1 protein-coding gene is annotated in these 725 nt (G+C 63.9%); it reads left to right on the top strand.

The window, feature by feature from the left end; translation table 11 throughout:
* Positions 1 to 725, top strand: a protein-coding gene (locus tag L8H00_RS18655) for an IS5 family transposase (protein WP_242098854.1) whose coding sequence is annotated in 2 segments (ribosomal slippage) — positions 1 to 325 and positions 325 to 725 — 726 coding nt annotated over the 2 segments. Because the reading frame shifts where the segments join, the coding sequence is not laid out codon by codon here. This gene is flagged as partial in the annotation.

Below are 725 nucleotides of genomic sequence, written 5' to 3'. Positions count from 1 at the left end.
CTGTACTGGCTGACGGATGAGCAGATGGCGCGCCTGCGGCCGTACTTCCCCAAGAGCCATGGCAAGCCGCGGGTCGATGACCGGCGGGTGCTGAGTGGCATCGTCTTCGTCAATCGCAACGGACTGCGCTGGTGTGATGCACCGAGCGCGTATGGTCCGCACAAAACGCTATACAACCGGTGGAAGCGCTGGGGTGAACGGGGCGTTTTCCTCCGTATGATGGAGGGTCTCGCGGCAGCGGAGGCCGTGCCGAAGACGGTCATGATCGACGCGACCTACCTGAAGGCACACCGCACGGCATCGAGCCTGCGGGTTAAAAAGGGGATCTCGGCCGCCTGATAGGCCGTACGAAAGGCGGCATGAATACCAAGCTCCACGCCGTCAGCGATGCGGATGGGCGGCCCTTGAGCTTCTTCATGACCGCCGGGCAGGTCAGCGACTACACCGGCGCGGCAGCTTTGCTCGACGATCTGCCAAAGGCGGAATGGCTGCTTGGTGATCGCGGTTATGATGCCGACTGGTTCAGGGATGCCCTCGAAGCCAAAGGCATTCAGCCCTGCATCCCAGGTCGGAGATCGCGCAACGAGCCGGTCCGGTACGACAAGCGCCGCTACCGGCGTCGCAGCCGCATCGAGATCATGTTCGGCCGCCTGAAAGACTGGCGTCGCGTCGCCACGCGCTACGACCGCTGTCCAACCGTCTTCTTCTCGGCCGTCGCGCTCGCG

Source organism: Sphingomonas sp. CROZ-RG-20F-R02-07, assembly GCF_022662335.1.
GTDB lineage: Bacteria > Pseudomonadota > Alphaproteobacteria > Sphingomonadales > Sphingomonadaceae > Sphingomonas.
The sequence above is the reverse complement of the archived record's forward strand: the minus strand, read 5'-3'. Positions and strand labels throughout refer to the sequence as shown.